Origin of the sequence: Novosphingobium sp. KCTC 2891 (genome assembly GCF_025938155.1) — a bacterium.
Taxonomy (GTDB): domain Bacteria; phylum Pseudomonadota; class Alphaproteobacteria; order Sphingomonadales; family Sphingomonadaceae; genus Novosphingobium.
The window spans coordinates 490,057-516,762 of the sequence record NZ_JAPCZG010000003.1 but is presented as its reverse complement, the minus strand read 5'-3'; the positions used below and the strand labels follow the sequence as shown (position 1 = coordinate 516,762).

24 protein-coding genes are annotated in these 26,706 nt (G+C 67.9%); 14 read left to right on the top strand and 10 right to left on the bottom strand.

Features of this window, described 5'->3' with window-relative positions:
- Positions 1–146 precede the first annotated feature (146 nt).
- Together OLX02_RS08820 and OLX02_RS08815 are read left to right on the top strand one after the other, a co-directional pair.
- Positions 147–1,925, top strand: coding sequence for a cation:proton antiporter (locus OLX02_RS08820; protein ID WP_264422015.1), 1,779 nt, complete (start codon positions 147–149; stop codon positions 1,923–1,925).
- 267 nt (positions 1,926–2,192) lie between these two features.
- Positions 2,193–2,657 (top strand): hypothetical protein, encoded by a 465-nt coding sequence (locus OLX02_RS08815; protein ID WP_264422013.1) that lies wholly within the window; start codon positions 2,193–2,195, stop codon positions 2,655–2,657.
- An 82-nt stretch (positions 2,658–2,739) separates the two neighbouring features.
- Here the strand turns inward: OLX02_RS08815 and alaS are convergent, their stop codons facing one another.
- Positions 2,740–5,385, bottom strand: coding sequence for an alanine--tRNA ligase (gene alaS, locus OLX02_RS08810; protein WP_264422012.1), 2,646 nt, complete (start codon positions 5,383–5,385; stop codon positions 2,740–2,742).
- Between the two features lie 49 nt (positions 5,386–5,434).
- Complete coding sequence (locus OLX02_RS08805) at positions 5,435–6,265, bottom strand: class I SAM-dependent methyltransferase (RefSeq protein ID WP_264422010.1); 831 nt, start codon at positions 6,263–6,265, stop codon at positions 5,435–5,437.
- A 164-nt stretch (positions 6,266–6,429) separates the two neighbouring features.
- Here OLX02_RS08805 and OLX02_RS08800 point away from each other — a divergent pair, with 164 nt between their 5' ends.
- Positions 6,430–8,508: an elongation factor G gene (locus OLX02_RS08800; RefSeq protein ID WP_264422008.1), complete on the top strand. Its 2,079-nt coding sequence runs from the start codon at positions 6,430–6,432 to the stop codon at positions 8,506–8,508.
- Between the two features lie 145 nt (positions 8,509–8,653).
- Here the strand turns inward: OLX02_RS08800 and recA are convergent, their stop codons facing one another.
- The 4 genes from recA to smpB all read right to left on the bottom strand — a co-directional run bounded on the left by recA (position 8,654) and on the right by smpB (position 13,653).
- The gene (recA, locus tag OLX02_RS08795) at positions 8,654–9,724 is read right to left on the bottom strand and encodes a recombinase RecA (RefSeq protein WP_264422006.1); all 1,071 of its coding nucleotides are present in this window, start codon (positions 9,722–9,724) and stop codon (positions 8,654–8,656) included.
- Between the two features lie 286 nt (positions 9,725–10,010).
- Positions 10,011–12,440 (bottom strand): PAS domain-containing sensor histidine kinase, encoded by a 2,430-nt coding sequence (locus OLX02_RS08790; RefSeq protein WP_264422005.1) that lies wholly within the window; start codon positions 12,438–12,440, stop codon positions 10,011–10,013.
- A gap of 29 nt (positions 12,441–12,469) precedes the next feature.
- Positions 12,470–12,994, bottom strand: a complete 525-nt coding sequence (locus OLX02_RS08785; protein ID WP_264422004.1) for a DUF2062 domain-containing protein — start codon at positions 12,992–12,994, stop codon at positions 12,470–12,472.
- Between the two features lie 176 nt (positions 12,995–13,170).
- Positions 13,171–13,653, bottom strand: coding sequence for an SsrA-binding protein SmpB (gene smpB / locus OLX02_RS08780; RefSeq protein ID WP_264422002.1), 483 nt, complete (start codon positions 13,651–13,653; stop codon positions 13,171–13,173).
- Positions 13,654–13,818: 165 nt separating this feature from the next.
- Between smpB and OLX02_RS08775 the strand changes: the two genes are divergently transcribed.
- Positions 13,819–14,904: a patatin-like phospholipase family protein gene (locus OLX02_RS08775; RefSeq protein ID WP_264422001.1), complete on the top strand. Its 1,086-nt coding sequence runs from the start codon at positions 13,819–13,821 to the stop codon at positions 14,902–14,904.
- Between the two features lie 91 nt (positions 14,905–14,995).
- Complete coding sequence (locus OLX02_RS08770; RefSeq protein ID WP_264422000.1) at positions 14,996–15,778, top strand: 3-hydroxybutyrate dehydrogenase; 783 nt, start codon at positions 14,996–14,998, stop codon at positions 15,776–15,778.
- Between the two features lie 864 nt (positions 15,779–16,642).
- Here OLX02_RS08770 and dapA read toward each other — a convergent pair.
- Positions 16,643–17,524: a 4-hydroxy-tetrahydrodipicolinate synthase gene (gene dapA / locus OLX02_RS08765; RefSeq protein WP_264421998.1), complete on the bottom strand. Its 882-nt coding sequence runs from the start codon at positions 17,522–17,524 to the stop codon at positions 16,643–16,645.
- 133 nt (positions 17,525–17,657) lie between these two features.
- Between dapA and OLX02_RS08760 the strand changes: the two genes are divergently transcribed.
- Positions 17,658–19,658, top strand: coding sequence for a lytic transglycosylase domain-containing protein (locus tag OLX02_RS08760; protein ID WP_264421997.1), 2,001 nt, complete (start codon positions 17,658–17,660; stop codon positions 19,656–19,658).
- A gap of 21 nt (positions 19,659–19,679) precedes the next feature.
- Here the strand turns inward: OLX02_RS08760 and OLX02_RS08755 are convergent, their stop codons facing one another.
- On the bottom strand, positions 19,680–19,883 hold the full coding sequence (locus OLX02_RS08755) for a hypothetical protein (RefSeq protein ID WP_264421995.1): 204 nt from the start codon (positions 19,881–19,883) through the stop codon (positions 19,680–19,682).
- Positions 19,884–19,998: 115 nt separating this feature from the next.
- On the opposite strand from OLX02_RS08755, the gene OLX02_RS08750 reads away from it, so the two are divergent.
- From OLX02_RS08750 to OLX02_RS08720, 7 genes are all read left to right on the top strand, one after another.
- Positions 19,999–20,484 carry a GreA/GreB family elongation factor gene (locus OLX02_RS08750; RefSeq protein WP_264421993.1) on the top strand — a complete coding sequence of 162 codons (486 nt, stop codon included), beginning with the start codon at positions 19,999–20,001 and terminating at the stop codon, positions 20,482–20,484.
- A gap of 81 nt (positions 20,485–20,565) precedes the next feature.
- A complete protein-coding gene (locus tag OLX02_RS08745) occupies positions 20,566–20,901 on the top strand; it encodes a DUF2322 family protein (protein ID WP_264422082.1) in 336 nt (111 codons plus the stop codon).
- 232 nt (positions 20,902–21,133) lie between these two features.
- Positions 21,134–21,979 (top strand): 23S rRNA (adenine(2030)-N(6))-methyltransferase RlmJ, encoded by an 846-nt coding sequence (locus OLX02_RS08740; RefSeq protein WP_264421991.1) that lies wholly within the window; start codon positions 21,134–21,136, stop codon positions 21,977–21,979.
- Between the two features lie 61 nt (positions 21,980–22,040).
- Positions 22,041–22,670, top strand: a complete 630-nt coding sequence (locus tag OLX02_RS08735) for a histidine phosphatase family protein (RefSeq protein WP_264421989.1) — start codon at positions 22,041–22,043, stop codon at positions 22,668–22,670.
- Complete coding sequence (locus OLX02_RS08730) at positions 22,670–22,849, top strand: DUF4169 family protein (RefSeq protein WP_264421987.1); 180 nt, start codon at positions 22,670–22,672, stop codon at positions 22,847–22,849. Before OLX02_RS08735 ends, OLX02_RS08730 begins: the two co-directional genes overlap by 1 nt.
- Positions 22,849–23,052: a hypothetical protein gene (locus OLX02_RS08725; protein ID WP_264421985.1), complete on the top strand. Its 204-nt coding sequence runs from the start codon at positions 22,849–22,851 to the stop codon at positions 23,050–23,052. The genes OLX02_RS08730 and OLX02_RS08725 overlap by 1 nt, the downstream gene beginning before the upstream one ends.
- Complete coding sequence (locus OLX02_RS08720; protein ID WP_264421984.1) at positions 23,049–23,549, top strand: hypothetical protein; 501 nt, start codon at positions 23,049–23,051, stop codon at positions 23,547–23,549. The genes OLX02_RS08725 and OLX02_RS08720 overlap by 4 nt, the downstream gene beginning before the upstream one ends.
- Positions 23,550–23,615: 66 nt before the next feature.
- On the opposite strand, the gene OLX02_RS08715 is transcribed toward OLX02_RS08720, so the two are convergent.
- Together OLX02_RS08715 and OLX02_RS08710 are read right to left on the bottom strand one after the other, a co-directional pair.
- The gene (locus OLX02_RS08715; RefSeq protein ID WP_264421982.1) at positions 23,616–24,308 is read right to left on the bottom strand and encodes an outer membrane protein; all 693 of its coding nucleotides are present in this window, start codon (positions 24,306–24,308) and stop codon (positions 23,616–23,618) included.
- A gap of 144 nt (positions 24,309–24,452) precedes the next feature.
- Positions 24,453–25,133, bottom strand: a complete 681-nt coding sequence (locus tag OLX02_RS08710; protein WP_264421980.1) for an outer membrane protein — start codon at positions 25,131–25,133, stop codon at positions 24,453–24,455.
- A gap of 244 nt (positions 25,134–25,377) precedes the next feature.
- Here OLX02_RS08710 and rlmN point away from each other — a divergent pair, with 244 nt between their 5' ends.
- A complete protein-coding gene (rlmN, locus tag OLX02_RS08705; RefSeq protein ID WP_413630134.1) occupies positions 25,378–26,670 on the top strand; it encodes a 23S rRNA (adenine(2503)-C(2))-methyltransferase RlmN in 1,293 nt (430 codons plus the stop codon).
- Positions 26,671–26,706 lie beyond the last annotated feature (36 nt).

The following is a 26,706-nucleotide window of genomic DNA, read 5'->3' as shown; positions in this document are numbered from 1 at the left end:
CGGGGCCTTTTTCGTTTGCGCCTTCCCCCCGGCCCAGGCTGGGCTGCCACCCTTCAGACGTCCGCTTCAATTCAAAGTGTTACCGCCCGGCCCCGCGTTGCCCCCCAAGGGGTGACAAGCGTGTGCTCCGGCGGGTAGGCTGCCCCATGGCCGGAACACTTGTACCCACCGCTGCGCTGTCCGATGCGCTCGTGATCCTGGGCGCGGCGGGCATCGTCATCCCGGCGTTCGCACGTCTTCGCATCACACCGATCATCGGCTTCATCCTGGTGGGCGTGCTGGTCGGCCCCTACGCGCTCGGCGCCCTCGTGCCGCGCTACCCCTGGCTCTACCACGTCACCATCTCCGACCCGCACGCGATCGAGCCATTCGCCGAGTTCGGCATCATTCTGCTGCTGTTCGAGATCGGGCTGGAACTCTCGTTCAAGCGCCTGTGGTCGATGCGGCGGCTGGTGTTCGGGCTGGGCGCGATCGAATTGCTGGTTTCGGCAACGCTGCTGGGGCTGGTACTGCTGGCGACGGGCGAAGGCGTATCGGGGGCCATGGGCCTTGGCCTCGCGCTTGCCCTGTCCTCCACCGCGCTGGTCCTGCCGATTTCGGGCACGCAGGGCCCTGTCGGACGCGCCGCGCTGTCGATGCTGCTGTTCGAGGACATCGCGCTGGTGCCGATCATCTTCCTGCTCGGCGCGCTGGCCCCGGCGGCGGCGAATGCCGGACCAAGCCTGATCGACACGCTGTGGAAGGGCGCGCTGGTCATCGCGGTGCTGCTGGCGGCGGGCAAGCTGCTGCTGCCTCGCCTGTTCGCTCTGGCCGCCCACACCAAAAGCCCCGAGCTGTTCCTGGCCGCCAGTCTGCTGGTCGTGATCGTGGCGTCGCTGGCGACCGGCGCGGTGGGCCTCTCGCCGATCATGGGCGCGCTGCTTGCCGGCCTGCTGATCGCCGAGACGGAATATCACGGCGAGGTGGAATCGATCACCAAGCCGTTCAAGGGCCTCGCACTCGGCGTATTCCTCATCACCATCGGCATGGGCATCGACTTGCGCGTGGTCTGGGCGAATTTCGGCCCGCTGCTGCTCGGCGTGGCGGGTGTAGTGCTGGTCAAGGCGCTGGTCACCGGCTTCTCGCTGCGCGTCATGGGCAAGGAGCGGGCGACCGCGCTCCAGACGGGCATCCTCATGGCCAGCCCGTCGGAAACCACGCTCATCGTGCTGGCCACCGCCGCAACGGCCCAGTTGATCGATGCCGAGACCGCGCAATACTGGCAGATCGTCACCGCCATCGGCCTGACCATCACCCCTCTGCTCGCCAAGCTGGGCGAACTGTCCGGCCGCCGGGTGGAACGCGCGGAAGGGCGAGCCGCCGATGCGGACGTTGAGTTGCCGGCGGGCGACCGGGCCGTCATCCTCGGCTTCGGCCGCGTCGGCAGACTGGTGGGCGATATGCTGAAGGTCCACGGCACGCCGTTCATCGGCATCGACAGCAATCCCCTGCTCGTGCGCGAGGCGCGCAAGGCCGGAATGCCGGTCCTGTTCGGGAACATCGACAGCGAGGCGATGATCGAGCGGCTCGACCTCGACCATGCCCGCGCGCTGATCCTGACGATGGACGAGCCGGTGCTCGTCTCGCGCATCGTGCGCAAGCTGCGCGCCCGGCGGGCCGACCTGCCGATCATCGTCCGCGCGCGCGATGCGGTTCACGCGGCCGAACTATACCGCGCAGGGGCGAGCCACGCAGTCCCCGAAACGCTCGAAAGCTCGCTGCAACTGTCCGAAGCGGTGCTGGTCGATCTGGGCGTGCCGATGGGCCCGGTGATCGCCTCGATCCACGAAAAGCGCGATGAACTGCGCAAGCAGATCATGGAAGACGGCGAACTCGATGCGCCGCCGCGCCTCAAATCGTCGCTGCTGCGCGACCGGCCAGCGTGAACCGGCGGGAACGCGGAGCCATTGCCGGCCATTGACCGGATGATGACCCTGCGCCCCGCCCGCACTTGCGCTCTGCCCCTGATCCTGCTGGCACCACTTGGTGCCTGCAACCAGCAGTCACAGGATCCGCCGCCCACGACTGAAACCCGCGCCGCCCCTCCCGGCCCGGCAAGCAGACCCTCGCCGCCGTCCCTCCCGCCAACGCAACCGCCGCCACCCCACATCGGGCCTGAGCCTGAACCGTCTCCCCCGGTCGCCCGGCTTCCGTTGGCCGATGGCCTGATCCGCGCGCAGTGGCGCAAGGCGGAAAACCGCGCCCGCTGCGCCCCGCTGCATTTCACGGATACCGCCGGGGCCGACGGCACGCCCCGTCCCGCCCGCTTCTCCGGCGGATGGGCGGTCGCCTGGGACCAGCCCGGAAGGCGTAGCGCCTTCGGCCTGGCGGGCACGAGCCTGCTTCCCATGGACGACAAGCCCGCCAGCGAACACCGCGCACGCCTTGCCGGGCAGTGGCCCTTATTCCGCGATCTCGAACAGCTGCCCCGCCCCGCCTTCGCCGGCTACGGCATCGAGGGCGCACAACCCTATCCCGCCGGCAATCCCGATGGCCATGGCCTCAACTCGCTGGCCTACGTGCGGGTGGGCGGCCAGACGTGTACCTATAACGTATGGAGCAGACTCGGCCGCGCGCATCTCGAAAGCCTGCTGGAAAATCTCGCGCCGCTGCCGTGACCAAGCAGCCTTGAACGCATGAAAAAAGGGAGGACTTGCGCCCTCCCCTATCCACATCTCCTTGGACATCGCGAGGCGCGGTTTACCCGCCCAGCACGGCCTTTGCCGCCGCGATGGCCTCGGCCGCCTTGCTGCCGTCCGGCCCGCCGCCCTGCGCCATGTCGGGACGGCCGCCGCCGCCCTTGCCGCCCAGCGCCTCGACGCCGGCACGGACGAGGTCGACCGCGCTGACCTTGCCGACCATGTCCTCGGTCACGGCAGCAGCGACGCTGGCCTTGCCTTCGTTCACCGCCACGATCACCGCCACGCCGGAGCCGAGTCGCTGCTTGGCCTGGTCGAGCAGCCCGCGCAGTTCCTTGGGGTCCAGACCATCGAGCACCTGGCCCGAGAACTTGATCCCGCCCACGTCCTCGTCGGCGCTCTCCGCCTTGGCACCGCCGCCGCCCAGCGCGAGCGCCTTCTTCGCCTCGGCCAGTTCGCGTTCCAGCTTGCGGCGCTCGTCGAGCAGCGCGGCCACGCGGTTTTCGACATCATCGGGCGTCGTGCGCAGCAGCCCGGCCGTGCCCTTCAGCGCGTCCTCGCGGCTCACCAGCCACTGGCGCGCGCCTTCACCGGTCAGCGCCTCGATGCGGCGCACGCCCGAAGACACCGCGCTTTCCGATACGATGCGCAGCACGCCGATATCGCCCAGCGCGCGCACGTGGGTGCCGCCGCACAGTTCGACCGAATAGGGCAGGTCCGTCACGCGGCCCATGCTGAGCACGCGCACTTCATCGCCATACTTTTCGCCGAACAGCGCCATCGCACCGGCGGCAATGGCGTCGTCGGGCGTCATCAGGCGCGTGGTCACCGGCTCGTTCGCGCGGATCTCGGCGTTCACTTCGGCCTCGATCGCGGCGATGTCCTCGGCCGTCAGCGCGGTCGGGTGCGAATAGTCGAAGCGCAGGCGGTCGGCGGAAACCATCGAGCCCTTCTGCGTGACGTGCGCGCCCAGCCGGTGGCGCAGCGCCGCGTGCAGCAGGTGCGTGGCGGAATGGTTGGCACGGGTCGCATCGCGGCGCGCCACGTCCACCACCAGCTGCACCGCATCGCCCACCTTGAGCGTGCCGGCATCCACCTTCGCCGCATGGGCGTGGAGGCGGCCGAGCGGCTTGGCCGTGTCGGCCACGGTCAGGTGCAGGCCATCGGCGCCGGTGATCGTGCCGGTATCGCCCATCTGCCCGCCGCTTTCGCCATAGAACGGGGTCTGGTTGGTCAGGACGGTCACTTCGTCACCGGCCCTGGCCTCGGTGACTTCCTTGCCGTCCTTGACCAGCGCCACGACCACGCCTTCGCCGGTGGTGGCGGTATAGCCGGTGAACTCGGTCGCCCCCTCGCGCTCGGCGATATCGAACCACACCTCGCTGTCGGCGGCCTGGCCCGATCCCTTCCACGCGGCGCGGGCGGCGGCCTTCTGCTGCGCCATCGCCGCGTCGAAGCCGTCCTTGTCCACGCTGATGCCGCGTGCGCGCAGCGCGTCCTCGGTCAGGTCATAGGGGAAGCCATACGTGTCATAGAGCCGGAACGCGGTTTCGCCGGGCAGCTTGTCGCCCTCGCCCAGCGTGCCGGTCGCCTCGTCGAGCAGCTTCAGACCGTTCGACAGCGTGCGGCGGAACTGCACTTCCTCGCGCAGCAGCGTTTCCTCGATCAACGGCTGCGCGCGGCCCAGCTCGGGATAGGCCTGGCCCATCTCGGTGACGAGCGCCCCCACCAGCCGGTGCATCAGCGGATCCTTCGCACCCAGCAGGTGCGCGTGGCGCATGGCGCGGCGCATGATGCGGCGCAGGACATAGCCGCGCCCTTCGTTGGACGGCAGCACGCCATCGGCCAGCAGGAAGCTGGTGGAGCGCAGGTGGTCCGCGATCACGCGGTGGCTGGCGGTGTTCTCGCCCGCGGCCTTCACCCCGGTCAGGCTTTCGCTGGCCGCGATCAGCGCCTTGAACGTGTCGATGTCATAGTTGTCGTGCACGCCCTGCATCACCGCGGCGAGGCGCTCCAGCCCCATGCCGGTGTCGATGCTCGGCTTGGGCAGGTTGCCGGTGATCTCGCCGGCGGTCTGCTCAAACTGCATGAACACGAGATTCCAGATCTCGATGAAGCGATCGCCGTCCTCTTCCGGCGATCCCGGAGGGCCACCCCAGATGTGATCGCCGTGGTCGAAGAAGATTTCAGAGCACGGACCGCACGGGCCATCGTCGCCCATCGCCCAGAAGTTGTCCTTGGTGGCGATGCGGATGATGCGGTCATCAGGCAGGCCCGCGATCTTCTTCCACAGGTCGAAGGCTTCGTCGTCGGTGTGATAGACGGTGACGAGCAGCTTGTCCTTGGGCAGCGCCCATTCGCGCGTCAGCAGGGTCCAGGCATGGGTGATCGCCTGTTCCTTGAAGTAATCGCCGAACGAGAAATTGCCCAGCATTTCAAAGAACGTATGGTGGCGCGCGGTATAACCGACATTGTCGAGATCGTTGTGCTTGCCGCCCGCGCGCACGCACTTCTGCGAGGATGTGGCGCGGGGTGTCGCGCGCGTTTCCAGCCCGGTGAACACGTTCTTGAACGGGACCATGCCCGCGTTCGTGAACATCAGCGTCGGGTCGTTATAGGGGACCAGCGGCGCAGACTGGACCACCTCGTGCCCGTTGGAGCCGAAGTATTCGAGGAAGGAGCGGCGGATTTCGTTCGTCGACGTCATGCGCCGCGAATTAGGCGAGCGTTCGACGCGGAACAAGCACGATTCATCTCTATCTGTGATCGGCCGTTGCGGTCACGAGCCAGACGGCCGACGGAAACGTCACCTGACCGGCCGCCAGACGCGACCGGACCAGCTCTTCCAGCCGCTTTTCGAACGAAGCGCGGGCGCTGTCGGGCAATGTACGAATGGCAAAGGCTGCCGGACCGATTCGCTGGAAAAAGGCCAGCGCATCGGCCACCGGCGATTCCCCGCTGCCCGCGACATAGGAGAAATCGAACGGGGTGAAGGCAATGTCCTTCCACCCCGCGAGGCAGTGGCGGACGTGTTCCGGATCAGCAAAGGCGAAGGGACCCGGCGGATAGGGCCCGACCGGCGTGGATGGAGGCGGCGCAGGGGGCAACAGCCGGGATATTTCCGCAGCCCAGCCATTTTCCTCCACCGCGCGGAAGCACGAGAACACCAGCCGCGCCCCCGGCATCGACGCCCGCGCAAGATGGGCGAAAGCGGCGGGCGGATCGTCGAAGAACATCACGCCATGGCGCGAGACATAGAGATCGGGCGCCCGATCCGGATCGATCCAGCGCGACGCATCCGCCCGCTCGAACGATACGTTGGGCACGCCTTCAGCCCGCGCGGCGGCCACCGCCAGCAAGTCTTGGGACAAGTCGATGCCGGTCACGTGCGCGTGCGGCCGGGCGCGCGCCACACCGATGGAAAGCTCGCCAGCGCCGCAGCCGATATCGACCACGCGCACGCCGGATTGCTGCGCAATGCATTCCAACAGGCGCGGGGTGAGCGCCGCAAAAGACCGATCGGTCCGCTGCCACTCGGCGGCCCAGTTGCGGCCAACGCCGCCTTCCCAGTCTCGCGCATCCGTCATCACGGAAGGCTACGCCTGCGGGACGGGCGCGGCAAGCGGCAAGCAGTTCCGTTTTGCACTTGCGACTCACGCCCGGCAGGCAGACCATCCGTTCACGGTCCCCCTGCGCGTCAGGCGTGCGACGAACCAGCGCCCGACGCGCCTTCGCATGAAAGGAGGCGACGATGGGCAGCAACCTGAAGGAAACCCAAGTCCACGGAGGCAAAGGCGGCCGGGAGGCCGGCGCCGGGTCCGGACCTGTCCGGGCGATCGCGCTGGTCGGCCCGGCAGGAACGGGCAAGACAAGCTTGGCCGAAGCTCTGCTCCACGCCGCCGGCACCCTGCCACGCAAGGGCAGCGTCGAAGCGGGAACAAGCGCGGGCGATGCCAGCCCCGAAGCCCGCGCACGCCGCGGCTCGACCGAAACCAACGTGCTGCATTTCGACTATCTGGGGGAGCGCTTCGCCCTGCTCGACACCCCCGGCGGCACCGGCTTTGCCGCCGACGGCTTCCCCGCCCTCACCGCGATGGACATGGCGGTGGTGGTGGTCGATCCGGCACCCGAACGCGCCGCGCTCGCCGGCCCCATCCTGCGGCGACTCGATGCGCTCGAAATTCCGCACGCCATTTTCATCAACAAGATCGATGGTGCGCGTGCAGGATCGGTGCGTGAAGTGCTGGCAGCTCTCCAGCCGCTCAGCCGCGAGCCGTTGGTGCTACGCGAGTTTCCGATCCGCGAAGGCGAGCAGGTGACGGGTTATGTCGACGTCGCGCTGGAACGCGCATGGCGTTACCGGCCGGGTGCCCCGTCCGAGCCCGTGGCGATTCCCGGCGAGCTTGAAATGCGCGAAAAGGCCGAACGGCAGGCGCTGCTCGAAACGCTCGCCGATTTCGATGACACGCTGATGGAAGCGCTGCTGATGGACGAGGAGCCCGGCGCCGAAACCGTCCTGGCCGACCTCGCCGTAGATACCGCCACCAACCGCGTCGTCCCCGTGCTGTTCGGCTCGGCCCTGCAGGACGGCGGGGTGCGCCGCCTGCTCAAGCTGCTGCGCCACGAAGCTCCCGCGCCCGACGCGGCGGCTGCCCGGCTCGGCGTAGAGGGCTCCGGCGGCGCGCTGCACGTGTTCAAGGTGAGCAACGGCGGCGCGATCGGCCGCCTCGCCATAGGGCGTGTGCTGGGCGGAACCCTGCACGAAGGCGATACCATCGGCGGCCAGCGCACCGGCGGCCTGTTCGCGGTGCAGGGCGACAAGACCGCCAAGATCGCAGCGGCGAGGCCCGGCGAGGTCGTCGCGGTGGCCCGGCTCGAAGGCGTGCGCGTCGGCGCCCTGCTGCGCCGCGATGCCGATGCGCCCGAAGCGACCGAGCTGGCCCTGCCCCCGCGCAACGCCGCACTGGCCGTGACTACGCGCGACCGCAAGGACGACGTGAAACTTTCCGCCGCGCTCCACAAGCTGTGCGAGGAGGACCCGGCACTGGTGTGGACCCGCGACGAGGAAAGCCATGCCACGCTGCTCGGCGGGATCAACGACGAGCATCTTGCGGTGGTGCTGGCGCGGCTGAAGCGGCGCAGCGGCGTCGCGCTCGATACCGCGCCACCGGCAATCGCCTATCGCGAATCGATCCGCAAGGCGGCCGGCGCGCGCGGACGGCACAAGAAGCAGTCGGGCGGACATGGCCAGTATGGCGACGCCGTGATCGAAATCCGGCCGCTCGATCCCGGCGCCGGCTTCGTGTTCGAAGAGCGCATCACCGGCGGGGCCATTCCGAAGCAATGGATTCCCGCGGTCGAGGCCGGCGTGCGCGATGCCATGGCCTGCGGCCCGCTCGGCTTCCCGGTTGTGGATGTCGCGGTCACGCTGACCGACGGCAGCTTCCACGCCGTGGACAGTTCGGAACTCGCCTTCCGCCTCGCGGGACGTCTGGCCATGACCGACGCGCTGGCGCAGGCCGCGCCCTATCTGCTCGAGCCCATCTGCCGGGTGACCATCGACACGCCCGCGGGCACCGGTTCGAAAGCGGGGTCGGTCCTGTCCACCCGGCGCGGGCAGATCCTGGGACTCGCCCCCCATCCCGAATGGGACCGGTGGGAACGGGTTGAAGCGATGATGCCCGAAGCCAGCCTGCACGGGCTCGATGCCGAGCTCCGTTCGCTCAGCCAGGGCCTCGCCAGCTTTACCGCGCAGCCCGACCACCTCGCCGAACTGTCGGGCCGGCAGGCCGACGAAGTGGTTCAGGCCAAGGCGAAGCTGGCGGCGTAGGAGAATCGCAGCAAGCTAGGGAGAGCCAAGGCCGGGGGAGAGCCGCGGCAATCAAAAGAAAACGGCGCGTTCCTGCCGGGGAACGCGCCGTTCTTTGATCTGGCGGCGGAAAGGGAAAGGATGGAGGCTTCCGACGCCTGAAAGCTCAGATGTCGTCGTCCGCGTCCGGACCCGCCATCAGGCCTTCGGCGACCTGCTCGGTGCGGCCGCGGATCGCGGCTTCCAGGCGGTCGCAAAGTTCCTTGTTCTCGCGCAGGAAATTCTTGGCGTTCTCACGCCCCTGCCCGATGCGAATGCTGTCATAGCTGAACCAGGCGCCAGACTTCTCGACCAGACCGGCCTTGACGCCGAGGTCGAGGATCTCGCCGATCTTGGAAATGCCTTCGCCGTACATGATGTCGAATTCGACCTGCTTGAACGGGGGCGCCACCTTGTTCTTCACGACCTTCACGCGTGTCGCGTTCCCGACGATCTCGTCGCGGTCCTTGATCTGGCCGGTGCGGCGGATGTCGAGGCGGACCGAGGCGTAGAACTTGAGCGCGTTGCCGCCGGTGGTCGTCTCCGGGTTGCCGTACATCACGCCGATCTTCATCCGCAGCTGGTTGATGAAGATCACCATGCAGCGCGAACGGCTGATCGAGCCGGTCAGCTTGCGCAGGCTCTGCGACATCAGACGCGCCTGAAGGCCGACGTGGCTGTCGCCCATCTCGCCTTCGATTTCGGCGCGGGGCACCAGCGCGGCGACCGAATCGACCACCAGCACGTCGATGGCGTTCGAGCGCACCAGCGTGTCGACGATTTCCAGCGCCTGCTCGCCCGTGTCAGGCTGCGAGACGATCAGTTCGTCGATGTTGACGCCCAGCTTCTTGGCATAGACCGGATCGAGCGCGTGTTCCGCGTCGACGAAGGCCGCAGTGCCGCCGCCCTTCTGCGCCTCGGCGATGACGTGGAGCGCGAGCGTGGTCTTGCCCGAACTTTCCGGCCCGTAGACCTCGATGACGCGGCCGCGCGGCAGCCCGCCGACGCCCAGCGCGATGTCCAGCCCGAGCGAGCCGGTCGAGATCGCCTCGACCTGCATGGTTTCCTTCGAGCCGAGCCGCATGGCCGACCCCTTGCCGAATGCCTTGTCGATCTGGGCAAGCGCGGCGTCGAGCGCCTTCTGACGGTCCATGTGCTTGTCTTTGCCTTCCTGAATGAGCTTGAGCTGCGCCGCCATGGCTTTGCTTTCCCTTGCCTAGAGATGGCCCACACGAACCGTCAACAGGCACCTGTGTATTCCGTTTGTTCCATACGAACAAGAGGGGAACAAAAATTTCTCGCCAAAATGGAAACAAACCGGGTCAAGCACTTAGTGGACAAGGGCTTTTCCGGGCCAGGCAAGCTCCGCCAAAGACCTGTCGGCCCGCGCCGCCAGCCGTTGCACCGCCGAATCCGAAACGATTTTCCGTCACGCGCCCGCCGCACCCAGCGCCCTACCCGAGTCGAACCCCGCGGCCAGCCGGTCAGCCGGCGCGCAGCACGTCCTCCACCGCCGCCACGATCTGCGCGACGCTGAACGGCTTGGCGAGGAAGTGCATATTGGGAATATCGATGTCGCGCCGCAGCTGTTCCTCGGCATAGCCGGACATGAACAGCACGGGCAGGTCCGCGCGGATGCGGCGGATTTCGCGCGCCATCGCCGGGCCGTCCATGCTGGGCATCACCACGTCCGAGACCACGAGGTCGAAATCGCCGCCGGCCGCAATCGTCCGGCCCAGCGCTTCCAGCCCCTCCTCGCCGTCCGCCGCCGTGACCACTTCGTAGCCCTGCCGCACCAGCGCGCGTTCGGCCACGGCGCGAACGGTGTCCTCGTCCTCCACCAAAAGCACGCGCCCGCCGCCGCTCCATTCGGCACGGCGCGCCTCGGCCTTGGGCTTGGCAGCCTCGGCCAGGTCGGCCGGATCGGGCACATGCACAGGCAGGTAGACGGTGAACTTCGTGCCCCTGCCCACTTCGCTCTCGGCAAAGATGAACCCGCCCGATTGCTTGACGATGCCATAGACGGTGGAAAGCCCCAGCCCGGTGCCCTTGCCCTTTTCCTTGGTGGTGAAGAACGGCTCGAAGATCTTGCCGATCTGGCTGGGCTTGATGCCGTGGCCGGTGTCCTCCACGATCAGCGCGGTATAATCGCCAATCGGCAGGATCTCGCTTTTCATCGCGCGCACGTCGGCGGCGGTGATCCGGCGCGTCTTCAGTCGCAGGATGCCCCCCGCCTTGCCGCCCGCCATCGCATCGCGCGCGTTGACCGCGAGGTTGAGCAGCACCTGCTCCAGCTGCACCGGGTCCGCGCGCACGAAGCCCAGTTCGCGGTCATGGGTGACTTCCAGGCTGATCTTCTCGCCCAGCAGCCGCTTCAGCAGGGTGGAGACCTCCGCCACCACATCGGGCAGTTGCAGCACTTCGGGGCGCAGCGTCTGCTGGCGCGAGAACGCCAGCAACTGCCGGGTCAGCGACGCGGCGCGGTTGGAATTGGCCTTGATCTGCTGGATGTCGTCATAGTCGCTGTCGCCCGGCGTGTGGCGCATCAGCATCAGGTCGCAATAGCCGATGATCGCGGTCAGCACGTTGTTGAAATCGTGCGCCACGCCGCCCGCCAGCTGGCCCACGGCCTGCATCTTGGTGGCCTGCGCGATCTCGCGCTTGAGCCGGGTTTCCTCCGACGAATCCTTGAGGCTGAGCAGCACCGCGCCTTCGCCCAGCCCGCGCACCCCCGCCAGGCTAAGCGACACCGGCTCATCCGGGGCCGCGCGCAGCCGCACCGCCACGTCGCCGGCCATCGGCGTGCCCTGCGCATAGCGGCGCACCGCATCCGCCAGCGCCCCCTTGTCCTCGCGGATGACAAGGTCCGAAGGGTAGGTCGGCGGCACGTTGGGGTCCTCGTGCCCGGCCGCGCGCAGGAAGGCACGGTTGGCGAACAGGAAGCGCCCGTCGCGGTCGGTCATGGCCAGCCCCAGCGGCAAGCGAGACAGCAGCGCCTCGATCTGCGGCAGGCCCGCGCGCGGATCGCCAATGCCGGCCTGATCGTCGATCAGCAGGAACAGCGAGGCCGTCCGCGCCGGATCGACATCGCCGGCTTCGTCGGGATCGGCCACCGGCACGTGGACGAAGCGCACAGGCGCGCCTTTCGCGCCTTCGCTGGCATAGAAAACGCGCTCGTGCTCATCGGAGCGGAACCAGCCCACGAAGTCTGTTCCGACAAGGTCGCTCGCCTCGCTGCCCGCGGCACGCAGCGCGAACGCCGCGTTGGCGGCCAGCACCTGCCCATCGGGCGCGACCATCGCGGTCTGGATGCCTTCCCGGGCCAGCGCGCGCCCGGTCTTCCCGCCGACATGGCCGGCCACTTCGGCAAGGATATTGTGTTCGGCCACTGGCACGAAGCGCCAGACGAGATAGTTTTCGCCCCGCCCGGCGCGGTGGACGTCCAGCCGCAGCAGGTTCTGCCCCGCGGCGACGCCAGCGGCGTGGGCACGCCCGTCGCGCCACGCGGCGCGGCCGGCATTTTCCACCACGTCCGCATCGACGGGATCGACCGGAAGGCGCGGCGGCACTGCGCTCGCCCCGAACCATTCACCGAAACGGCCGTTGGCGCAAACCAGCCGTCCGGCGCGGTCGGTAATGGCCACGGCTTCGTCCGGGCGGTCGATAGCGGCATGAGTCACCGACCAGTCGGGAACGGCAAAATCGGGAAGTTCGACCTCGGGCCGCAAGCGCAGCAGGAGATGGAGCAGCACGGCGAGCAGCGCCATGCCCGCCACGAAAGCGAGCACGACCAGCGGCTCACGCGAGACGGCCCACAGCAACCCCGCCGAAACCGCCACGCCAGCAGCAACCGCCAGCACCTCGCGCAGGGGAAGCCGCACCTGGGCCGCGGAAACCGTATCGCTTCCCGCCATGCCCGCCACGTTCGTCCCCTCGCCTGAATTCACTCCGGAAAGTCCCTCGCCTCGCTGCGCATCAGCCGCGTGCGCCGCTTGTGCGCGGTCCACCAGCGCCAGCCGACTGCCGACACGAAATAGCCGACCACCGCCGACGCCAGCGAGATCACGCCCAGTCCGATGACCAGCGAGGGTGCCGCGTCCGTGCCCAGCCAGGCCAGCCACTGGCCCACCCCGGCCCCGTGGGAGACGAGATGCGACACGGTCGCCATGTCGGCATGGAAGCCGAAGCGGTTGCCCACCCAGATCGCCCCGGGCAGGAATACGAACAGCGTCGTCGGGGGGATCGAGATGAACGTCATCAGCGCCGCGATCGGGATGTTCGCGCGGAACGGCAGACACATAACCGCCGCGCCCACGATCTGCACGCCGGGAATCATCGCGAAGATGCCGATGAACAGCCCCACGGCCACGCCGCGCGGTACCGAACGGCGGGTGAAGCGCCACAGTTCATGGCGCGCGGCAAGCGGACGCGCAAAGCGGTTGCGCTCCATCTGTTCGCGCGTCGGCATGTTGGCCCGGGCCCAATTGGCGATTCTGGTCTGCATCGGTCCTCGGGGATTACCCCACTCGCGATCGTCCCGCCATGGGACGATGACACCAATCTAGCCGGCGAAGCCTTTCCGGGCGGTGAAGCAGCGTCCCCGCGCGATCACCCGTGCTCGCGCATGATACGCCTCCGACGCGATCACCCGTGCTCGCGCATGATTCTGGCCTTGTCGCGCTGCCAATCGCGTTCCTTCGTCGTCGCGCGCTTGTCGGCGGCGTTCTTGCCCTTGGCCAGCGCCAGTTCCACCTTCGCGCGGCCGCGCCCGTTGAAATAGACTGAGAGCGGCACCAGCGTCATGCCCTTGCGCTCGACCGCGCCGTGGAACTTGCTGATCTCGCGTTCCTTCAGCAGCAGCTTGCGCGGGCGCTTCGGCACGTGATTGAAGCGGTTGCCATGGCTGAACTCGGGCACGTTCGAGTTGATCAGCCACACCTCGCCGTTCTTCACCTCGGCATAGCTCTCGGCGATCGAGCCTTCGCCGAACCGCAGTGACTTCACTTCGGTTCCGGTCAGGGCGATGCCCGCCTCGAACACGTCCTCGATATAATAATCGAAGCGCGCGCGCCGGTTCTCGGCGACGATCTTCTTCTTGTCGAATGCAGCGGGGGTCGGACGGGCCATGATGGCGCGTATGTAGGGACTGCGCGCGCGGATGGGAAGGCTCTGCCCCGGCATCGGCGAAGATGTCTTGCCAATGCCACGTTGCAGTGCACAATTGCCCGCAGAACCGCTGGAAGGAACGACATGGCAACGGTGCAATCGCGGAACCGGTCGCGCGAAAAATGCGTGCTCGTCCTTCAGGGCGGCGGCGCGCTGGGCGCCTATCAGGCCGGCGTGTTCGAGGCGCTCGCCCAGGCCGGGCACGAGCCGGACTGGATCGGCGGCATCTCGATCGGCGCGATCAACGCCGCGCTCATCGCCGGCAATCCGCCCGAGCGGCGGGTGGAGCGACTGCGCGCCTTCTGGGAGCAGGCTTCTTCCCGCGTTCCCTACCCCTCGCCCTTTGCGCAAGGCTGGGGCCGGCGCCTGTTCAACGAGGCGGCGGCCGGCTGGGTCGCGCTCACCGGCATTCCCGGCTTCTTCACGCCGCGCACCACGCCGCCGTGGCTGGCGCTGCCCGGCTCGCCCGAGGCGATCAGCGTGTATGACACCGCGCCCTTGCGCCAGACCCTGCTCGATCTCGTCGATTTCGACCTGCTGAACAACGGCCCGGTGCGCTTCAGCGTGGGCGCGGTCAACGTGTTGACGGGCAACTTCGTCTATTTCGACAACCGCGACCGTCTGATCGAACCCGATCACATCATGGCCAGCGGCGCGCTGCCCCCCGGCCTGCCGCCGGTGATGATCGACGGCGAACCTTACTGGGACGGGGGCATCGTCTCGAACACCCCGCTGCAATACGTGCTCGACATGCGCGACAACGAAGACCAGCGCCATGACCTGCTGGTGTTCCAGGTCGATCTGTTCAGCGCGCGCGGGATGATGCCGCGCAGCCTTGCCGAAGCCGCCCAGCGCGAAAAGGACATCCGCTTTTCCAGCCGCACCCGCCTGAACACCGACCTGCCCAAGCGGATCGAAGCGCTTCAGGCCGCCGCCGCGCGGCTGGCGGAAAAGCTGCCCGAAAGCCTGCGCGACGATCCCGACGTCGCGCTGCTCACCCGACGCGCGCACGAAGGCGGGGTCACCGTGCTGCAACTCATCAACCGCTGCGAGGACTACGAGACGCCCAGCAAGGACTACGAGTTCTCGCGCACCTCGGTCGAAGGCCATTGGCAGGCCGGGCACCGCGATGTCACGCGGTCGCTGGCCAGCCCGCGCTGGCATGGCCGGCCGCGCCCCCGCCACGGCATTATCAGCCTCGATCTCGCCTGAAGGCCCCATCCCGCAAAATAGGAAGGGCACCCCGCGATGCGGCGCGCGTTGCGCCAGCAGGGACCTGTCCGGACCAATGAAGGAAGCCAGCATGAAACTCGACAACAAGGTCACCATCGTCACCGGCGCAGCCAGCGGCATCGGCCTCGGCATCGCCAGGCGCTATGCCGAAGCGGGCGGGCGCGTCGCCATCGCCGACCTCAAGCTCGATGCGGCGCAGGCTGCTGCCGACGCGATCAACACCGCGCATCCGGACGCGGCCATGGCCGTGGCGATGGACGTGACCGACGAGGCACAGGTGAACGCCGGCGTCGCGGCCGTGGTCGCGCGTTGGGGCACGGTCGACGTGCTGGTGTCCAATGCCGGCATCCAGATCGTCAACCCGGTGGAACAGTTCGCCTATGCCGACTGGAAGAAGATGCTGGCGATCCATCTCGACGGCGCGTTCCTCACCTCCAAGGCCGTCCTGCCCCACATGTACGCGCAAGGTTCGGGCGCGGTCATCTTGATGGGCTCGGTCCATTCCAAGGAAGCCTCGCCGCTCAAGAGCGCCTATGTCACCGCCAAGCACGGGCTGCTCGGGCTTGCCCGCGTCATCGCCAAGGAAGGCGGTCCCAAGGGCGTGCGCTCCAACGTGATCTGCCCCGGCTTCGTCCGCACCCCGCTGGTCGACAAGCAGATCCCCGAACAGGCCCGCGAACTCGGCATTTCCGAGGACGAGGTGGTCCGGAAGGTCATGCTCGGCCAGACGGTCGACGGCGAGTTCACCTCGGTCGAGGACATCGCCGAACTCGCGCTGTTCTTCGCCGCTTTCCCGTCGAACGCGCTCACCGGCCAGTCGCTCACCGCCAGCCACGGCTGGTCGATGACCTGATCGCGCGGCTCGGCCCATGACTTTGGGCGCGGTCCCCAGTCGGCGAAACCGCCGGCCGCCCAGTCCAGCCTGGCTTGTTCCAGCGGGATTTCGCGGCCGGCGGTCAACCGGTGCCCGCCGCGCCCACGCTTGTCGATCCGCGACAGCGCATAGGAAAACACCGTCTGGTGCAGGCTCATGTCCTGCGCCAGCTGGTAGGTGATGCAGCCGATGATCGCGGGGCGGTAACGGGGGTAGCCTTCCGCCCCCGCCAGATCCTCGGCGCTGATCTCGGGCTGGTAGTGCCGCTCGTAGGAATCGTGCGGCAGCAGCATCCGGCTACGCTTCTCGTCGGTCGTGCGCGCCCGCGCCGCAAACCGCTTGAGCCGCTCTGGTGCCTTCGCGGTGTCCTCGATCAGCCGCACGTTGCTGTGCACGTTGATCGCCGGGGAATTGCCGATATTGCCGATGGTCACGCGCACCGGCGCCCGCACGCTGCCATCGTCCTTGTAGACGACCGGCCCCTCCAGCTGCACGTCGACGTGGATCCACGCCCGCTCGCTGGAAATCATCGCCTCGCGCGCAAGATCGGCGCTGCGCCGCGATTGCTGGGCCGCCTGGCTGGCGAAGCGCGCCGCCGCCACCGCCGTGATGAGCGTGGCGACCCCGGTGATTCCCGACAAAGCGAAGTCGTAGGTCTGGAGGCGCATCATCTCGAGCGAGGCGCCATTGAAATCCGCCGGCATCGGCGCGCCCAACGGCGTCAGAAGCACAAAGCCCACGACAAGCACGAGCACGACCGCCGCGCCCATCGCCATGTGCCTTGCCCGCTCACTCCGGATCATCGCGCTGCCCCCCGCCCGCGAACCTGGCCTGCTTGCTGCTTCAGATCAGGCCCGCGTGCTCCAGCGCCGCATCAACGGCATCGCGCGCTTCCTGGCTGCACGCCACCATGGGCAGGCGCAGATCCTCGGTCAGCCAGTCATGGACGCGGGTCAGCGCATACTTGACCGGCCCCGGCGAGGCATCCTCGAACATCGCGTAGTGCAGCGGATAGAGCTGGTCGTTCAGCTCCCGCGCGCGCACCAGGTCGTTCTCGGCGCACGCCTTCTGGAATTCGGCACACAGCTTCGGCGCGACGTTCGCCGTCACCGAGATGCAGCCGACCGCGCCCGCCGCATTGGCCGGCAGCGCCAGTTCGTCATCGCCCGAAAGCTGGCAGAAATACGTGCCGATGCCCATGCGGTGATCGGTCACGCGCGAAAGGTCGCCGCTCGCGTCCTTGATGCCCACGATCTTGTCGGGATAGCGCTTCGCCAGCTCGCACACGGTTTCCGGCTTGATGTCGGTCACGGTGCGGCCGGGCACGTTGTAAAGGATGATCGGCAGCTCGTTGTGCTCGGCCAGGTAGCTGAAGTGCGCCAGCAGTCCGGCCTGGCTCGGCCGGTTGTAGTAGGGCGCCACGCAGAGCGCGGCCTGCGCCCCGCACTTCCTGGAAAAGTTCATGTGCAGCAACGCGTTCATCGTGTCGTTGCTGCCGCAGCCGGCGATCACCGGCACGCGGCCAGCCGCCTGCTCGACGCAGACTTCGATCACGCGGTGATGCTCGGCATTCGACAAGGTCGAGGCCTCGCCGGTGGTGCCGCAGGGGACGAGCGCCGAAGAACCGTTCTCGATCTGCCAGTCGACGAGCCGGCGAAACGCCTTCTCATCGAACGCCCCATCGCGAAAAGGAGTCACCAGAGCCGGAATCGAGCCGGAAAACATGGACTTTCACCCTTCAAATGCCGCATGATCGGGAAACGGCGCCCTTTCAGGGCGCCGAGCCGCCAACGGGGTCTCGTGTTCAGCGCCTGATAAGGACGCGCGCCATAGGATGTCCAGCATGGACGTGAAAGCTATGCTTCGAAAACTTGGTCTGGGCGCCCTGGTGCTGCCCGGTCTTGCGGTTTCTGTCGCCTGCCACGCCAGCGATGGCAGCGGCAGCGATGTGGACGCCAGCGCGTGGGACCGCGCCCGCGCGCAGCTCGTGTCGGGCAGCCAGGGGCCGATGGCTCAGGCGATCGACCGCTGGAAGCTGCTGTCCAGCACCAACCGCTTCTCGTTCAACGATTACGCCGGCTTCGTCCTCGCCTACCCCGGCTTCCCGGACGAGGACAAGCTTCGCCGCTATGCCGAAGGCGCGCTCGAACGCGACTTCGCCGACGCTTCCACGCTCGTCGCCTTCTTCGACCGCCAGCCGCCGCTGACCAACCCCGGCCGCGCGCAATACGCGCTCGCGCTCAAGGCGCTGGGCCGGCCCGAAGCCGCGCAGGTTGCGCGCGCCGCCTGGCGCGGCGGGGCGATGACCGACATGGCCGAAACCTCGCTGCTGGCGGGCTATGGCAACACCTTCACGCAGGACGATCACGACGCGCGGATGGACGCGCTGCTCTGGGCCGGTGCGCTCGGGCAGGCCCAGCGCGAATTGCCGTGGGTCTCGCCCGCGCGCCGCGGCATCGATGCCGCCCGCCTTGCGGCTCTTCAGGGCCTCGACCCGTATTCCGCCGCCGCCGGCGTTTCGGGGCAGGCACTGAACAGCGATCCCGGCTTCGTCTTCCAGCGTGCCCGCCAGCTGCGCAAGGCTGGTGACGGCGCAGGCGCCCGCGCCCTGCTCGCCAATCGCCCGCTGCTGGTCCGCAAGCCCTTCGACCGCGAGAAGTGGGTGGAGGAACTGCTGCTGAACGCGCGCGGCGCAGCAGGCGCCGGCGATGCGCGCTCGGCCGTCCGCATCGCCGCCGGCATCGACGACGCGTTCGATCCGGGCGAGGACGTCAGCCAGATGGTCTATGGCCTGCGCGACGATTACACCTCGCTGATGTGGCTGGGTGCCACGCAGTCGCTGTGGAACCTGGGTAACGGTGCCGATGCCGCGCCTCTGTTCTATCGCTACGGCGCCGCCGCGCGCACGCCGGGCACTCGCTCCAAGGGCTTTTACTGGGCCGGCCGCGCCTCCGCGCAGGCGGGGCGCACCTCCGATGCGCAGCGCTATTTCGAGATTGCCGCCCAATATGCCGACCAGTTCTACGGCCTGCTGGCGCTCGAACGGCTCGGCCGCCCGGTGCCGCGCTTCGCGCTCGATTCGGCGGCGCAGCCCACGCCCGACGAACGCAGCCGCTTTGCCTCCGCCCCCATCACCCAGGCCGTGCGCGAAGTGGCCCGCAATGGCGACTGGCGCACCACCGTGCGCTTCTTCAAGGAAATCAGCGAGCAGCAGCGCAGCGAAGGCCAGCACATGCTGGTGGCCGACCTTGCCCGCAGCCTTGGCCGGCGTGATCTGGGCGTGATCGTGGGGCAGGCCGCCGGGGCGCGCGGCTACCTCGATTTCCAGCACATCGCCTTCCCGCTGATCCCGGTGCCCACCGGCTACGACCACGCCTGGACGATGATCCACGCCATCACCCGGCAGGAAAGCCAGTTCGCGCAGAACGCCATCTCGCACGCCGGCGCGCGCGGGCTGATGCAGCTGATGCCCGGCACCGCCAACGAGCAGGCGGGCAAGCTTGGCCTGTCCTACAGCGACGGCGCGCTGCTGGGCGATGCGGGATACAACATCCAGCTCGGCGGCGCCTATTTCCAGCGCCTGCTCAGCTATTTCGGCGGCAGCTATCCGCTGGCCGTCGCCGCCTACAACGCGGGTTCGGGCAATGTGAACAAGTGGCTGCGCGCCAATGGCGATCCGCGCACCGGCTCCATTGCCTGGGTTGACTGGATCGAGCGCATCCCGCTGCAGGAAACGCGCAACTACGTGCAGCGCGTGCTGGAAAACGCCGTGGTGTACGAGGCGATGAACCCCGATCGCGCCAGCTATACCGGCACGAACCCGCTCAGCCACTTCCTCGGCAAGAACCAGCCGGGCTGAGCGGGCGCCGTCTCCGGCCGCTTATTCCGGCAGCAGGTCCTGCAGGCGGGTCAGCAGCTTCTGGATGTTCAGCGCGGCGTCCTTGAACGTCTCGACGTGCTCGCTCTCGGCGTTGCCGCGCGCTTCCTTGGCCGCTTCGACATAGCCCTCAAGGTCCGCTTCGAGCGCATCGACAATCATTTCCAGTTCGTCGGCACTCACGGTCAGGGTCATCGTATCGGACATGGGGGATTCGCTTTCGGCTAGTGGATCGGCCCGCGCCCTAGGCGGGCCCGCTGCGAGAGGCAACCGCCCCCGCGCGCCTTTCGCGACCAGCCGCAAGGCTATAAGGCCCGGCGCCATGAAACCCGACGGCAACCCCATCACCCCCGCAGGCATCGCCGCCCTGCGCGCACGCTACGATCACCTGCTGGGCACCGAACGCCCGCAGATCGTGGAGATCGTCAGCTGGGCGGCGGGCAATGGCGATCGCAGCGAAAACGGCGATTACCTCTACGGACGCAAGCGGATGCGAGAGATCGACCGCGAGCTCGCCTTCCTCGCCCGCCGCATGAAAGCCGCGCGCGTGATCGACCCGGCCAAGCAGGAGGACCGCACCCGCGCCCTGTTCGGCGCCACGGTGGAAATCGCGGACGAGGACGACAACCGCAAGACGCTCACCCTCGTCGGCGACGACGAGCAGGACGCGACCGCCGGCCTGATCGGCTGGAGCGCCCCCATCGCCCGCGCCCTGCGCGGCGCCCGCGTGGGAGACCTGCGCACGGTGCGTCTCCCCGGCGGAGAGAAGGAGTGGGAAATCATGAGCATCACCTACCCCGATGCCTGAGCGCACACCGCGTAGCGGACACCCGCGGAAGGTGTTACGGGCCGCCCGCGATCAACTCGGGAAGTCGGAAATATGCTGGCGATGATTCAACCAGGCGCGTCCTTCAAGGACAACCTTCAGCAATTGCCGCCCATCGGCGGGGTGAGCCGCCTCGACCTTGCAGACCCGCAAGGGACCGTGGTCGCCAGCATCGAAAACCAGCCGGGCAAGCAAGGGTCCGTCGCGGTCTATCAGTATCTGAAGCAGGCTTTCGGCACCCTGGACGCGGCAGCGGCCCATCACGGCCTCGCCGTGTTCGCCGAACACACCGCCGACGCGCGCAGCCGTCCGGGCGCCCATCCCAACGTCGACCGCCTGCTCGAAATCGCCGCCGGCGGTGATCCGCTGCGCATCGAAGTCATCGCTGCCGACAACTGACCCGACCCGCAGCAAGACCGCGCCCGCATCCTGCGCAGCGGCGCGCCTCGTCAGTGGGGAGGAAGAGCGGGAGCCTCTGAGCCTGGCGCGGGCCTGAGGCCTCGCGCAGAAGTGCGTTGAAGGTTTCCGCCCGACTTTATACCAGCGCCGGATTGGTCACTTCAATCGCCTCGCGCTCGGCAACCGCGCCCTGCAGCTCGCATAAGGTCGATCGTCAGGATTTTGAGTCGCAATGAATTATCGCCATTCCTTCCATGCTGGAAACAGCGCCGATGTCGTGAAGCACAGCCTGCTGATCGCCCTCGTGCGGGCCTTGCAGCAAAAACAGAGCGCGCTGACCCTGATCGACACCCATGCCGGCTGCGGGCTGTACGACCTTGGCGGCGAGGACGCCCAGCGCACCGGCGAGTCCGCGCATGGCGTGCTGCGGACCTTTGCCGACCCGAACCCCTTGCTGAACGACTACCGCGCCGCCGTACAGGCGGTGAATGCCGGGGCCTTGAACGTCAGAGTTGGGCCGCACCTCTACCCCGGCTCGCCGCGGATTCTCGCGCAGCTTCTGCGCCCGCAGGATTTCCTGGTCCTGAACGAGAAACATCCCGAGGACGCCTATGCCCTGCGCGGTGTGATGCGCGACACATCCGCTGCCGTTCATGAGCGCGACGCCTACGAGCTTTGGCTGGCGATGCTGCCGACCCGCACCGCGCGCGGCGTGGTCGTCGTCGACCCGCCGTACGAGCAGACGGACGAACGCGCACGTATCACGGCCACCCTGGCGGCCGCTCACCGTAAATGGGCGCATGGCGTGACGGTGATCTGGTATCCGCTGAAAGACCGCGCCACGCATTGCCGGTGGAAGGGGCAGCTACGCAGGCTCGGCATCCCGAAGTTCCTGTGCGTGGAGCATTGGCTGTACGATGGCGATCAGCCCGGCATCTATAACGGCGCGGGCCTTTTTATCGTCAACCCGCCCTACGCCTTCACGCAGGCGCTGCCGCCTCTGCTGGAAGCCCTGCGCGCCGCGCTGGCGCCGGAGGGGCACAGGGGCGAGATCACAGCCGATTGGTTGGGCGATTAAAATAGCCCCTCATCGCCCCCTTCCATGGCGCTCGCGCGCCGGGCGCGCTATCAGGCTTGTCATGAAACCCGGCCGCTTCTTCATCATGCGCCACGGCGAGACGGTCTATAATGCCGCCCGCCGCCTCCAGGCGAACCACATCCACACCCCGCTCACCCGCCTCGGCTGCGAGCAGGCCACCGCGATGGGACAGGCGCTGCGCGCCGAACTCGGCGAGCGGCCGCCGGTCGTGCTCCACGTCTCCGAAACCGGCCGCGCGCTGCAGACCGCCGCGCTGGTGGCGGAGGAGCTGGGCATCGACTGGTTCGTCGCCAACCGCACCCACGATCTGAAAGAGATCGACATGGGCTCGTGGTGCGAACGCTCCTACGACGATGTCGAGGCCGAGCATGGCCCCATCGTCATCTCCGACCACCTGCTGCGCCCCGCCCCGGACGGCGAGGACTATCCGGCCATCGCCGCGCGCCTCACCCGCTGGATCGAGAGCGTCGATCATGACGGGCGCGACCATGTCGTCGTCATGCACGGCATTTCCAGCCGTGTGCTGCGCGGGCTGATGGCGGGCTATCCGGTCAACGCCGACCACGGCGTGCCCATCGCCCCCTCGCTGGTGCAAGGCTCGATCGCGCTGGTCGAAAACGGCGCGGAGCGCGTGCTGTTCGGATCCGACCGGGGCACGGAACACGCCTGATGGGCGAAGTCGTCAACCTGCGGCAGGCGCGCAAGGCGAAGGCGCGCGATACTGCGGCCACCCTTGCCGCCGCCAACCGGGCCAAGTTCGGCCGCACCAGCGGCGAAAAGGCGCGCGACTCCGCCGAAGCCAGCCGCGCCGCCCGCCTGCTCGATGGCGCGCGCCGGGAAGAGCCCTGATGCGCACCACCCACAATGACGCGACCGTGCGGCTCTACCATCTCGCCGACGGACCCGAGATGGGCAGCGCGGAAACCCTGTTCTACGGCCCGCTGGCCGAGGCGCTCGCGCTCGCCGCGCAGCAGCCGGAAGACGTGCAGGACGGCCTGTTCCTCGCCACCGACAACGATGTGGTCGCCTATCTCGACCTGATCGGGGAATGAAGCGCCCGGTTTTGGCCCTCGCCGCCGTCCTCGCGGTGGCGGCAGCCCCCTGCCCCGCCGCCGCGCGCGACAGCCTGGGCATCTGGAACGATTGGGGCGCCTTCCGCGATCCCGGCGTGCCGCGCTGCTACGCCATCGCCATGGCCCGCCCCGCGCCCGGCCGCCCGCGCGAATTCCAGCCCTATCTCACCATCGGCACCTGGCCCACGCGCGACGTGCGCGGGCAGGTTCACGTGCGGCTGGCGCGCCGCGTTGCCCCCGGCGCGCGGGTCACGCTCTCGCTCGGCGGGCAGAGCTTCGATCTCGTGGCCGGCGGCGCCAGCGCCTGGGCGGCGGACCGCCGCGCCGATGCCGCGATCGTGGCGCTGGTGCGCTCGGCCGGCGATCTGACCGTCGCCGCGCGCGGCACGGATGGCCGCACCTTCCGCGATAGCTGGCGCCTTGCCGGCATCGCCTCCGCGCTCGACGCCGCCGCGCTGGGCTGCGCCGGCCGCTAGGACAGCCGCGCAAACGAAACGGGCCGGGTTTCCCCGGCCCGCCCATTCGCCTTGCGGCCGTTCAGGTCAGAAGCGCACGCCCACCGCCGCAACGACCTGGTGGCGGTCGGTGTCGAGCTTGAAGCGGCTGCTGTCCGGCGTGCTGCCGTTGAAGTCGAATTCGCCCTTGTTGTAGTTCGAGTAGCGATATTCGAGGCGACCGAACCCGTGGTTGCCCAGCTTCTGTTCGATGCCCGCGCCCGCGCGCCAGCCGTCGGTGTCCAGCCGCTGGCTGCTCGTCAGCCCGCCGCCGCTGCCTTCCAGCGCAAAGCGTGCGTTGGTGTAGCCGCCCTTCACGTAAAGCAGCGTCTTCGGCGACATCGCATAGCCCAGGCGCGCACCGGCGTAGAGATCGCGCTCGGCCTTCACGCGGCCCAGGTTGAAGGTGTTGGGCACGCCGTTGTTGTTGTCCCACCGCGCGGAGCTGGTGGTCGCTTCGCCCTCGGCACCAATGGTGAGCCGGTCGCCCAGCGGCACGTCGAAGCCGATGCCGCCACCGAACACGACGCCGTTCAGCGACTGCTTGACGTCGGCATTGGTGTCGATGTCCTTGGTGCTGCCCGAACGCAGGTGGTCCCAGCCGATCACGGTATTGACGCTGAGGCCACTGAAGTTCTTGGCGGGCGAGACGATCTCGTCACCGGCGGCGTCCTGCGCGAAGGCCGGGACGGCGGCGGTGAGCGCGGTGGCCGCGGCGAGCGCGGCAATGATCTTGTTCATGCGGATAAACTCCTTTGATGCAGTGATTTAGAGTGGTCGAGACGCGCGCCTTCCCCTGCGCGCGAGACACATCTCGCGGGCGGGAGAAGCCGATCACGGCTGGAAGGACGGACCGGGCATTGCCCGGTCCATCCGGTCATCAGGTCAGAAGCGCACGCCCACGCCCGCCATCACCTGATGACGGTCCGTGTCGATGTTGAAGCGGCTGCTGTCCGGCGTGCCGCCGTTGAAGTCGAACTCGCCCTTGCCGTAGTTCGAGTAGCGGTATTCAAGCTTGGCGAAGGTGTTCTGGCCGAGCTTCTGTTCCACGCCCGCGCCCACGCGCCAGCCGTCGGTATCCAGCCGCTGGCTGAGATTGACCGTGCCGTCGGTGCCCTTCAGGTTGTAACGGGCGTTGGTGTAGCCGCCCTTCACATAGAGCAGCGTGCTGGGCGACATGGCATAGCCCACGCGGCCGCCGACATAGATGTCACGCCCGGCATCGACCCGGCCGAGGTTGAACGTGTTGGGCACGCCGTTGTTGTTGTCCCAACCGGCGCTGCTCTCGGTGATTTCGGCTTCGGCACCGATGGTCATGTTCGGACCGGTCGCCACGTCGTACCCGATGCCGCCACCGAATACGACACCGTCGATCGACTGCTTGGTGTTGCGCGTGGTGTCGTTATCGACGCTGCTGCCCGAACGGTGGTGGTCATACCCGACGAGCGCTTCGACGCGCGGACCGGCGAAACCTTCTGCCGGCGTGGCATCCTGCGCGAACGCAGGTGCGGCGGCGGCAGCGGCAAGCGCGGTGCCGACGGCGAGGATGGCGCGGATCTTGTTCATGTAACACTCCATTCGAAATTCCCCTGCCGGCAAAGAGAACGTGCGGCCCGACAGTGGTCCTCTGAATGTCTGGGAGGACGGTATGGTTTCCTGAACCTGAGACAACAAGAAACCGTGGTATTTTAGCAACATATACGTGCTGTGGATGGTGGCCGGCGGGGGACGAGCCGTGGAACGCCCTTCCCTGCCGAAGGTTCGTGCGCGCCCATTTGCGTGCGCGGCCGCGAATCCTTATATGCCGCCCATGCATACCCCCCTGATGCCGATCCCCGGCCACACCGATCCCGTCCCCGTTTCGCGCCCCGGCCTTGTCGATGGCGTCACCCCGCGCGAGGATGGCCGCGTCGACTTGATGGGCCTGCCGAAAAAACGGATCGCCGAGCTGTTCGAAGAAGCGGGCCTTGATGCCAAGGCGGCCAAGCTGCGCGCCAAGCAGGTGTTCCACTGGCTCTATCACCGCGGCGTGACAGAGTTCGAGCCCATGACCGACATCGCCAAGACGATGCGGCCCTGGCTGACCGAACGCTTCGTCATCGGGCGGCCGGAGATCGTCGAGGCGCAGGTTTCGACCGACGGCACGCGCAAGTGGCTGCTGCGCACGGCGGACAAGCACGATTTCGAGATGGTGTTCATTCCCGACGCGGACCGGGGCACGCTCTGTGTTTCCAGCCAGGTGGGCTGCACGCTCAACTGCCGTTTCTGCCACACCGGCACGATGCGGCTGGTGCGCAACCTGACGCCGGGCGAAATCGTCGGGCAGGTGATGCTGGCACGCGATGCGCTGGGCGAATGGCCCAAGGGCGCCAACGATACCCGCACCGGCACGATGGCGGGGCTGGACTTCGACGAGGAAACCGAGGAGGCCGCCAGCGCCTACACCTCGGACGGTCGCCTGCTGACCAACATCGTGATGATGGGCATGGGCGAACCGCTCTACAATTTCGACAACGTGCGCGATGCGCTCAAGCTGGTGATGGACGGCGAAGGGCTGGCCCTGTCGAAGCGTCGCATCACGCTGTCGACCAGCGGCGTCGTGCCGATGATGGCCCGCGCGGGCGAGGAAATCGGCGTCAATCTCGCCGTCTCGCTCCACGCAGTGAACAAGGATGTGCGCGACGAGATCGTGCCGATCAACCGCAAGTACGGGCTGGAGGAACTGCTCCAGGCCTGCGCCGATTATCCCGGCGCGTCGAACGCCCGCCGCATCACCTTTGAATACGTGATGCTGAAGGACAAGAACGACAGCGATGCCGACGCGCGCGAACTGGTCCGCCTGATCAAGCAGTACAAGCTGCCCGCCAAGGTCAACCTGATCCCGTTCAACCCGTGGGACGGCGCGGCCTATGAATGCTCGACGCCCGATCGCATCAAGCGCTTTGCGGAGATCGTGTTCGCGGCGGGCATTTCCGCCCCGGTCCGCACGCCGCGCGGCCGTGACATCGACGCCGCGTGCGGCCAGCTCAAGACCGCCGCCGAAAAGAAGAGCCGCGCCGAACTCGACCGGCTCGCCGAGGAAAAGCTGGCCGCGCTCGGCTGAACGGGGAACGGGGCGGGCGGCCGATCTGCCCCGCCC